At 62.2% G+C, this 9,789-nt stretch carries 9 protein-coding genes and 2 pseudogenes; 3 read left to right on the forward strand and 8 right to left on the reverse strand.

Going from position 1 to position 9,789, the window contains the following annotated elements; all coding sequences use genetic code 11:
- From VMR39_RS24660 to VMR39_RS24685, 6 genes and pseudogenes are all read right to left on the reverse strand, one after another.
- Nucleotides 1–355, reverse strand: a pseudogene (locus tag VMR39_RS24660) (hypothetical protein); the annotation flags it as partial.
- Nucleotides 356–400: 45 nt separating this feature from the next.
- The gene (locus VMR39_RS24665) at nt 401–766 is read right to left on the reverse strand and encodes an aldehyde dehydrogenase family protein (protein WP_037508640.1); all 366 of its coding nucleotides are present in this window, start codon (nt 764–766) and stop codon (nt 401–403) included.
- Nucleotides 767–785: 19 nt separating this feature from the next.
- A pseudogene (locus VMR39_RS24670) lies at nt 786–1,199 on the reverse strand (aldehyde dehydrogenase family protein); the annotation flags it as partial.
- A gap of 50 nt (nt 1,200–1,249) precedes the next feature.
- On the reverse strand, nt 1,250–1,747 hold the full coding sequence (locus tag VMR39_RS24675; RefSeq protein WP_037508646.1) for an aromatic-ring-hydroxylating dioxygenase subunit beta: 498 nt from the start codon (nt 1,745–1,747) through the stop codon (nt 1,250–1,252).
- Entirely contained in the window at nt 1,744–2,919 is a 1,176-nt protein-coding gene (locus VMR39_RS24680) for an aromatic ring-hydroxylating oxygenase subunit alpha (protein ID WP_037508651.1), read from the reverse strand. The genes VMR39_RS24675 and VMR39_RS24680 overlap by 4 nt, the downstream gene beginning before the upstream one ends.
- A gap of 10 nt (nt 2,920–2,929) precedes the next feature.
- Complete coding sequence (locus VMR39_RS24685; RefSeq protein WP_025548219.1) at nt 2,930–3,931, reverse strand: dihydrodipicolinate synthase family protein; 1,002 nt, start codon at nt 3,929–3,931, stop codon at nt 2,930–2,932.
- Nucleotides 3,932–4,106: 175 nt separating this feature from the next.
- Between VMR39_RS24685 and VMR39_RS24690 the strand changes: the two genes are divergently transcribed.
- Complete coding sequence (locus tag VMR39_RS24690; protein ID WP_170978350.1) at nt 4,107–4,892, forward strand: 1,6-dihydroxycyclohexa-2,4-diene-1-carboxylate dehydrogenase; 786 nt, start codon at nt 4,107–4,109, stop codon at nt 4,890–4,892.
- Nucleotides 4,893–4,908: 16 nt separating this feature from the next.
- Here VMR39_RS24690 and VMR39_RS24695 read toward each other — a convergent pair whose 3' ends face one another.
- Together VMR39_RS24695 and VMR39_RS24700 are read right to left on the reverse strand one after the other, a co-directional pair.
- Nucleotides 4,909–6,135: an NAD(P)/FAD-dependent oxidoreductase gene (locus tag VMR39_RS24695; protein ID WP_325420200.1), complete on the reverse strand. Its 1,227-nt coding sequence runs from the start codon at nt 6,133–6,135 to the stop codon at nt 4,909–4,911.
- A 117-nt stretch (nt 6,136–6,252) separates the two neighbouring features.
- A complete protein-coding gene (locus VMR39_RS24700) occupies nt 6,253–7,887 on the reverse strand; it encodes a sigma-54-dependent Fis family transcriptional regulator (protein WP_037508782.1) in 1,635 nt (544 codons plus the stop codon).
- Between the two features lie 217 nt (nt 7,888–8,104).
- On the opposite strand from VMR39_RS24700, the gene VMR39_RS24705 reads away from it, so the two are divergent.
- Nucleotides 8,105–9,451, forward strand: a complete 1,347-nt coding sequence (locus VMR39_RS24705) for an aromatic ring-hydroxylating dioxygenase subunit alpha (protein ID WP_037508659.1) — start codon at nt 8,105–8,107, stop codon at nt 9,449–9,451.
- Nucleotides 9,444–9,789 (forward strand): aromatic-ring-hydroxylating dioxygenase subunit beta (locus VMR39_RS24710; protein ID WP_325420202.1); only part of this gene is annotated, 346 nt, incomplete at its 3' end. The genes VMR39_RS24705 and VMR39_RS24710, both read left to right, overlap by 8 nt.

A 9,789-nucleotide genomic window follows, 5' to 3' on the forward strand; every position in this document is an offset into this window, starting at 1 on the left:
GCGTGTATCGCCCCTTCCGGCAGACGAAGGCGACCTCCGGCGCATAATAGGGCCCGTTATTGGTGCCCTCGCTGTTGGAATGCGCGACCTCGCCCGTTGCGGTATTCCGGATCTTGAGATTGCTGGTGATGATGTCGCCACCGATCTGGCCGTCGCATCCGTCCGGCATCAGCGCGAGCGTTGCGGGATTGATCATCATGCCGGCCGGGCCGATGTCGTAGGCCGCGCCGGTTCCGCCCATCGCGATCGACGTCGGGCCATAGCCGATGAAATTGAAGCCATCTGTGGCATGAGCGCTGCCGGACCAGAACAGCGCCATGCAGAAACCCGATGCCAATACTAACTTGCTTTTCATTCCCCGTCTCCCTTCTTGCGCGTCGCCTATGCTGACGATCGCGGCCTATTGATCCCTGCTGTCTGTGAACTTGTCGTAGTGAATGTCGTCGACCGAAATGCCATGGTGGGTCAGCCCGGTAATGGCCGCATCGACCACCTTGTCGTAGACGCTGTCCTGGACGAACAGCCGGATGGCCGCGAAGCAGATTTGGCCCGAATTGAAGAACATCGCCAGTACGGCGCCCAGCCCCACTTGATCGAGATCGGCATCGTCAAACACGATTCTCGGCGACTTGCCGCCAAGCTCGAGCGTGACCCGCTTCATGTCGCCCAGCGAATATTCGACGATCTTCTTGCCGACAGCGGTCGATCCGGTGAAGGTGATCTTGTCGACACCCCGGGTGGCTGGCGAGCGCCTCGCCCGCTTCATGGCCATAGCCGTTGACGATGTTAAGGTCGCCCGCGGGCAGGCCCGCCTCGAGGCACAGCTCGGCCAGGCGCATCGTGCTGAGCGGGGTCAGCTCGGAAGGCTTGACGACCACGGTGCATCCGGGGCCAGCGCCGAAGCAATCTTCCAGGAACCGAGCGCCAGTGGATAGTTCCCAAGGCGTAATGGCCCACCACGCTGACCGGCCCACACCTCGTGTAGGCATTCCACCGGACAACTGCAGGTCTGGCCCCCACTGCATCCATAATCTTGACGTTCTGGTCCGCGCTCTCATCCAGCAGACGATCGGAAAACTGCGCACGATAGCTACTGCCATATTGCCCCTGAAACCACGAGGTTGCTCCCTGTACGCGTCGAGTGCTGCAGGCGCGACAAGGCGCGCATGGGCGCCGATCATCGGCACTTTGCTATCCATTGAGAATTCCAACCATGGCTGGCGCTTTCAGCAATGTTCAGCAGCCGATATCAAATCGGATATACCAGATACCGGGGCAGAACGGACGTATCGAGCTCGGCCCGTCTGGACAGCAGCTTCAACGCACCGGCTTTTTCCAAACGGATGGTATCAAGATATTGACCCGCAGCCAGGACTTGGGTGATGCCGCTATCGGTGGGCGTCATGAAGAGCGAGAAATTCGATCGCATCGAGATAGTAGAGGCATCGGCGCGTTGATACGCGACGCGCTGGACGAAGTGACGGGTGCGATAGTCCTGGAACGTACCGACCCAGATATCGTTCACGAAAGTGACGCGATCCTCGAGCCGGGATCGGCAATCGTCGTACATGAACCCCAGGGCGAGACCATTTTCCGAATTTTCGGCGGCACGGCAGATATAGGAGGCCTCGTCTTCCTCGGAATAGTTAGCGAGCCAGCCCATCATGTCCTTGCTATCGAGCGCGCTTGCATCGGCCATCAAAAGGGCGTCGAGCGCGGATTCGAGCGTGGTGTCGGTTTGCATCATGCCTCGGCCCTCTCAAAACCCATCACCGATCGGTAATATTCCCAACGGGGAAGATTGCCGCTCTCGTCGTTCTGGAGGAACTCCGACTCCAGCTTCGACTGGTCGTGCACGCCCTTCTGGAAAATCGCATTGCCGGGCGTATGGTTGCCAATATGGATGCGATGGAAGATCGATGCGTCCTCCATGCTGATCAGGCCGCAGGGTCCCAGCAGGTTGGAGCTTTGCCGCAGACGATGGAGGACCATGTCCTCATCGTCGTCCTGGTGCGCGAAATAGGCGTAGTGGACCTCGACCGTCTCTTCATCGACCGGGGTTGCGAAGCGCAAATTGATGACATCGAGATGCTTAGTCGAAACGAAGGTCGGGAAGAGCGAAACGATGCGCGAGCCGACCGCAGGGTCCTGCCCCTTGAAGGCGATCAGCGAAGCATCCTTGAGCACTGTGGGGCCGCTGACCACCGACAGCGCCGATTCGAAACAGATGTGGCCATGTTTCGTCGCGGTGAACTGACGTCCCTTGCCGCCTTGCCAATTGAGCATCTTGAATGCCTGGTGGAGCAATGGCGCATGGTAGCCGTCGTTGTCGGTATATGACTTCCAGTTGCTGTCGTAGCGCACCTTCTGATAGCCCAGCAGCTTGAGCCTGCCGTCCCCGCCGAGAAGTTCGCGCAAGGTGTTCTGCGACGCGCCGAGGAACTCCGTCAACGTTTCGGTTTCAGCCGAAAGGGTCACGAAAATCAGGCCATAGAAACTGTCGAACCGGGGCTGCGCCAGGGGATAGTCGGACTTGTCGAAGCCGGGCAGAAAATCGCGATGGTTGGGGCAACCGACCAGATCGCCCTTCGCATCGAACAGCCAGCGGTGATAGGGGCATTCGAATTCGGTCTTGTTCCCCATCACCGCGGTTTCGAGCTGGTTGCCGCGATGCGAACAGGCGTTGTAAAACACCCGCACGACGCCTTCCCTGTCGCGGGCGATCAGCAGCGGAACGCCGGCCAAGCGGAAGGTCTTGAAATCGCCTGGATTGGGCAACTCGCTTTCATGCGCGACCGGGTGCCATTCCTGCCCGAAAAAGATGCGCTTCATCTCTTCGGCGTAAATATCCTTGCGGGTGAACGCCGCCTTCGGAACCTCGTTGAAGTTCTTGGGCCAGGTCAAGCCAATTTCGCTCATCGCAATCCTCCTAGGCAGCAGCCCCCAATGCTTCGGCTTCGAGCGCTTTGCCCAGTTCGGCCCACATCTGACCGGACTTGCGCGCTCCCGCCAGATAGGGCTCCGGACAGAGATGGTAGGGCGGACGTACAGGCCCGGCCTTCATCCAGCCACCGGCGTCCATCCGCGCCTTTTCAAGCGCAATATTGTAGGTCGAGAATTCCTTGAAGCTGCCGTTCGGGAACAAGGGGGCTGCGGTCGGGCCGAGGCGGCCCATGAACGCCTTGGCCGCACTCCAGTCGCCGCTTGCGCGGGCCTGGGCGACCAGGTCGCGCAGGGTGGTCGTCACCAGCGGGTGGCAGACCGCTCCGCTCGACCAGAAAGCGTCGACCGAATCATCCATCCGCGCCGCGCCATAATAGTCGAAGTCGATCGGCAGCAGCTTGATCCGGCCCCGGATCGCGGCCAGATCGGGCAAGAGGTTGGCGACGCCGATATATTTGGCGGTCACGACCTGCGGAATTTCAGCCACTTGAGCCCAGAACGGACGCGGGAAATCGAATTTGAAGGCTTCCGGGTTCGCGTAGATCGCGATGTTCATTTCCGGCACGGCTTCGGCAACGTCCTTGTAAAACTGGACAGCGACGTCGAGGCTAGGCGCGCACCACATCGGCACGCCAAGCATCGTGCCGTCGGCACCGAGCGCGAGCGCTTCCCGCGTCAGCGCCACCGTATCGCGGGTGTTGATGCAGGTCGTGCCGACGAAAACCGGAACCCGACCGGCCGCCGCGTCGATCAGCGCACGCATGAAATCCAGCTTTTCGTCATGGGTCATGGTCGCGGCTTCGCCCAGCGTTCCCATGCTCAGGATGCCGTCGATCCCGGCATCGATCAGCCCGTTGACCACGCGAGCAGTTTCATCGAGATCGACGGTCTTGGTCGCACGCCAGTCCGACGCGTTATCCTTGGACGGGGTCGGAATGATTGCCCAAGCGCCCTTGACATCGGCGGCGCTCAACAACGGTTTGGCCATGACTCATACTCTCCCAATGGAAATTGCCCGCCTCGAGCGGGACGTTCGCTATTGTGTAATGCTTTTCCTTATGTCACTTCAAGTCCTAATATCGGGCTCTTGCCGCTAATGGCAGGAATTGCCGAAGATCGAATAGGTCTCGTTCGCTGGGGCGGACGACGGGGAGAATGTGGACGTGACTTTGCTGAATCGATTCCATGACAAGGTGGCCGTGGTCACGGGTGGAGCGCAAGGTATTGGCTTGGCGACCGCAAGGCGCCTGGCCGTGGAAGGCGCCAGCGTGGTCATCGCCGACCGCGCAGCGGAGGCGGCCGAGGCTTCGGCCGCACAGCTCCAGGCGGAAGGCAGCAATGCCCTGGCAGTCGCGGTGGACCTGGAACACTGCGAAGGCGCTGTTGAACTGTATCAGACGGTCATTGACCGATTCGGGCGAATCGACGTCGCCGTTCACAACGTCGGCGGCACGATCTGGGCCAAGCCCTACTGGGACTACACCCCGCAGGAAATCACCGCGGAAATCAACCGGTCTCTGTGGCCGACACTGTGGTGCTGCCACGCGGTTCTGCCCCACATGCGGACTGCAGGGCGGGGTGCGATCGTCAACATCGGCTCGGTTGCGACACGCGGCGTCAACCGGGTCCCCTATGCCGCCGCAAAGGGCGGGGTCGCCGCGCTGACCGCAGCCCTCTCACTTGAGCTCGAAGCCAGCGGCATCCGCGTCAACTGCGTCGCGCCGGGCGGAGTCAACGTGACCAGGGTCACCCCCCGCAATCCGGCTGCGCCCACCGAAGCGGATCGCCTGGGCTTCAGCCAGGTGTTCGAACAGACGCTGCGCGATACGCCGATGGCCCGCTTTGGCGAGCCCGATGAACTGGCCGCGGCGATCTGCTTTTTCGCCTCCGACGATGCGTCCTACGTCACAGGCCAGACACTTTTCGTCGCCGGGGGCGGCATCGGCTGACCGCGCCGCGGGCTAATCAGCCCGCCTGCTTGAGCAGATCCCGCAAGGACATACCGGCGTCGGCCAGGCTCGCAGCGCTGGCGCGGGCCCGGCGTTCAACGAGCCGTTTTCCCACCCCCATATCGGGCGCGCGGTTGACTGTCAGCACACCTTCGATCGCCTCGCCGGCCAGGAAGAAGGCGACGAAGGCGTTGCTGTCCATCTCGCCGCGGATCGCCACCTCGGCTTCCACCGGAATCTGCCCGCAGAACTGGATGTTGAGATCGAACTGGTCGCTCCAGTACCACATCGGCTTGAAGTAGGAGACCTCCTGCCCCAGCATCGCCAGAGCAGCCGCCTGCGCCTGGTCCGCCGCGTTTTGGTAGGTTTCCTGCCGGAACCGACCGCCGAAAAACCCGTCCTGCTCGGCCACGTCGCCCGCCGCGAAAACCGCCAGGTTGCTGGTCTGGCAGCGACGGTCGACGATGATCCCGTTGTTGACCTCGATCCCGGCATCGCGGGCCAGCGAGGTGGCCGGCACGATTCCCACCCCCACGATCACGGCATCGCACGGGATCACGGTGCCATCGTCTGCCTCGACCGCGCTGACACGGTTGTCGGAAAACCTGAAGCCGGTCACGCCGCAGTTGAAATGGGTCGCGACTCCCCGCTTGCGATGTTCCTCGCCCAGCCATTGCCCAAAGCGCCGGCCGAGCGCTCGCTCCATCGGCACCGGCATCGGCTCGACGACGGTGACCTTGCAGCCGAGTTTCACCGCACTGGCGGCGACTTCGGCGCCGATCACGCCCATGCCGACAATCACGATGCTGGCCCCTTCGCGCAGGTCGAGGGCCATGCGGGTCGCATCGTCGCGCGTACGCAGATAATGGACGTTGGCGCAATTGGACCCGGCAAGGTTGAGCTTGCGGGCATGGCCGCCAGTGGCGAGCAGAATCCGGTCCGCCTGAACCAATTCGCCGCCCGACAGGCGAACCCCGCCGCCCGCAAGGTCGATCGCTTCGGCGCGGGTGCCCAGCCGCATGTCGATACGGTTGTCATCGTACCAGGCCTCGTCCTGGAGGAAGAAATTGTCCGGGACGTTGGCCGGGTCCCACAGCACTTCCTTGGACAGCGGCGGACGTTCATAGGGACGCCAGGGTTCTTCGCCGATCAAGGTGATTCGCCCGTCGAACCCCGCCTGCCGCAGGGCTTCGACTGCGCGCCCACCGGCCAGATTCGCACCAACAATCGCAATCGAGCGCACTTGGTTCTCTCCCCACTTTCTGTTTGCCACGTCCGGGCTGCTCGCCGCATCCCCAAATCAGCGGTTTTCATTGCACATTATACAACTCGTTGCAAGTGATGGACGCCAAGGCTCTCGCTACCGTCCGATCTTTTCCAGGCGCGATGCAAGCTGCCGCCGGGTCAGGCCTAGGTCTCGAGCTGCCTGCGCGACATTGCCCCGCGCAGCTTCCAGCGCGGCTTCGACGATCCTGCTCTCAACGGCTTTCAGCCCTTCCCCTTTCTGCCGCAACAGTCCGACCAAGTGACTGATTGACTGATCCTGTTCTTTACCGACCTCGGCGCCTGACACCCGTCCATCGTTGGTCAAGGCCAGGCCGGCCCTGATGCGCATGCGATCCGAGCCGAGGAAGAGGTGCCGAAGGTCGATCGCCTCGCGATCGTTCACCAGCAAAACCGCGCGTTCGACCATTCGTTCGAGTTCCCTGACATTGCCTGGATATTCGTGCATCAGCAGGGCATTGATCGATCTGGCAGTGAAGCCGGCGACCTCACGCCGATGGCGCCGTGCGTACTTCGCGCGGAAATGTTCCATCAAGCCGGGAATGTCCTCGCGGCGGTGACGCAAGGGAGGAACCTGGATCGGCAAGGTAGCGAGCCGGAAGAATAGATCGGCGCGGAAATGGCCTGCTTCCATTGCCGTTTCCAGGTCGATGTTGGACGCCGCGAGCAACCTCACATCGACCCTCGTGGTCCTGGTATCGCCGGCTCTCTCGAATTCGCCCTCCTGAATGACCCGCAGAACCTTGCTCTGGGCCAGCGGGGACAGCATCGAGATTTCATCAAGGAACAGTGTGCCGCCATGCGCCAGCTCGAACCGTCCCGGGCGGCTTGCCACCGCGCCCGTGTAGGCACCCTTTGCCACGCCAAACAGTTCCGCCTCGATCAGCCCTTCGGGTATGGCGGCACAGTTGAGCGCCACGAACGGCGCGTCCTTTCGGAGACTGGCGCGATGCGCCATCTTGGCGAACACTTCCTTGCCGACGCCGGTCTCGCCCAGGAACAGTAGGCTGGCATCGGTCCCGGCGGCGCGTTCAATCATGTTCCGGACGGCGTGATACCCGGCTGAAACGCCGGGGACGAATTCGTGCCGATCGGCCTGCGAGTTCGCCAACATCTGCGGCGGCACCGATTTCTCGACGTCGTCGAGTTCAGGCCATTCCGCTTCCGGCTTGGCGTGCAGCAGACAGGCGCCGTCTCCCATCCCCTGGCATTCGATCTCCCGCATGACGATCGGCTGGCCCGCGAAGGAACTGGCAAAGCCGCTCGCAAAGCCGGTTTGCAACCAGCAGACCGAATCGGCGCTGACGCCATCCGTTGCCAGATGGACCGCGGCCTCGATCGAATCGTGGACGACAAAGCTGCCGTGGAAATGGCCGCTCGCCGAATCGCTGTCCAAGGTCTCAATCTCGGTCCAGCCAAACCCGGTCAGCGCATGGGCCTGGGGCCCAACCGCAAAGGCTTCGAGAAACCCGCGATCGGGGCGCAGTTCCTTCGCCTCGACCGCGCACCTCGCGCCTTCCGCAAAGCCCATGTCCCAGAACAGGCGTCGCGCCCGCGCCAGTCCGAGTTGCACCACCAGCTGGCTGCGCAGCGTGGTCAGCGCCGATTGGCTCAAAAGCACGCATCGTTCGCTGTCGCGCCAGATGCGGCCCTGCTCGGGCGAAAAGCGCAAGCGTTTGGTAAGGTCGGCGTAGCCGGGAAGCTGTTTCATCGCCATCCTTTTTACCAAAATGTCAATCCTGCACCACGATTTTCTGAACAATTGACGCAAATGACAATCCCTGAAAGCAATCGAGCGTGAGCCGATCCCCCTTATCGAGCATGTTTGCGCCATTTTTCACCTTGGCATGATCTTTGCTTTATCCATGGCTACGTGGAACCGCCCGCTCCAAGCCGGGAGGTCCAACGGAGGAGAGGAGAAGGCCAATATGGATGTTGCAGATCTGGTCGATACGAGCACAGGCCGCCAATCACGCTCGATCTATTCCAGCGAGCCCATCTACCGCCAGGAGCTTGAGCGCGTCTTTGGCCGATGCTGGCTGTTCCTTGCCCACACCAGCCAGATTCCGCAGCCCAACGACTTCTTCCGCACCTACATGGGCGAAGACGACGTCATCGTCATCCGGCAGAAGGACGGCTCGGTAAAGGCCTTCCTCAACACCTGCACTCACCGCGGCAACCGCATCTGCCGCGCCGATCGCGGCAATGCCCGGTCCTTCACCTGCAACTACCACGGCTGGTCGTTCGCCCCAGATGGCGCGCTGGCAGGCGTGCCGCTCGAAAACGAGGCCTATTTCGGCGAACTCGACCGCAGCAAGTTCGGGCTCGTGCCGGTGGCGCAGGTCGCCGAATACAAGGGATTGATCTTCGGCAATTTCGATCCCGCCGCGCCGTCGCTCGAAGACTATCTCGGCGACGCCAAATTCTATCTCGACGTCTGGCTCGATGCTCTGCCCGGCGGCACCTCGCTGGTTGGCGAAACCCAGAAGATGGTCTTGAACACCAACTGGAAGCTGCCGGTCGAAAATGTCTGCGGCGATGGCTATCACCTGGGCTGGGCCCATGCCGGGGCGATGATGGCGGTGCAGTCGATGGACCTGTCCGGCCTCAGCGTCGGCAATTCCAGCGCCAACCTCGAAGGCGGGCTGTCGGTAGCCGGGCTCAACGGCCACATGGCGCTGACGTTTCTCGACGGCGTGTCCGGCTATGCTTTCTACCCCGATCCGAAGCCGATGCTCGACTATCTGGAGGCCAACCGGCCGACCGCGATCGAGCGGCTCGGCAAGACCCGCGGCGAACAGCTGTGGGGCTCTCAGATCAACATCACGATCTTTCCCAACCTCCAGTTCCTGCCCGGCCTCAACTGGTTCAGGGTCTACCATCCCAAGGGACCGGGCCAGATCGAGCAATGGACCTGGGCCATGGTCGAAAACGACATGCCCGAAGAGATCAAGGCGACAATCCTCGACAACCAGTGCCTGACCTTCGGGCTGGCCGGCCTGTTCGACAACGACGATGGCGACAACCTTGCCGCCTGCACCGAACAGTCGCGCGGCTGGCGCACTTCGCAGATGGATGTCTACACCAACATGGCGCTGGGCCGCTCCGGCGCGCGCGAAGGCTTTCCGGGCGACATTGCCGCCGGCCTGGTCAGCGAACACAATCAGCGCTACTTCTACCGCCGCTGGCAAGAACACATGCAGGCCTCGAGCTGGAGCGACGTTCCCGCCTACAATCTCAATTCGCTGGCATCGCGGGAGGCCGTCGATGCTTGACGTACGCCCCCAACCCGCCCTGCATGACACGGTAACCGCCCTTACCCAGCGCCTCTTCCATGAGGCGCGGCTGCTCGACGACGAGCGCTTCGAGGAGTGGCTGGAGTTGCTGTGCGAGGACGTGTCCTACCATATGGCGCTCAAGAGCCGTCGCTTCCGGGCCGATCGTTCCGCCCCGATCGCGGTCGGCGCGGGGAATGTCTTCAACGACAATCTCGCCCGGCTGAAGCTGCGGATCGATCGCCTGCGCTCCGGCTTTGTCTGGGCTGAGGATCCGCCGAACTTCGTGCGCCGGGTGGTCTCGAACGTCGAGGTTTTGGACGCGGACGAGCCGAACG

This window comes from Sphingobium sp., assembly GCF_035511395.1.
GTDB lineage: Bacteria > Pseudomonadota > Alphaproteobacteria > Sphingomonadales > Sphingomonadaceae > Sphingobium.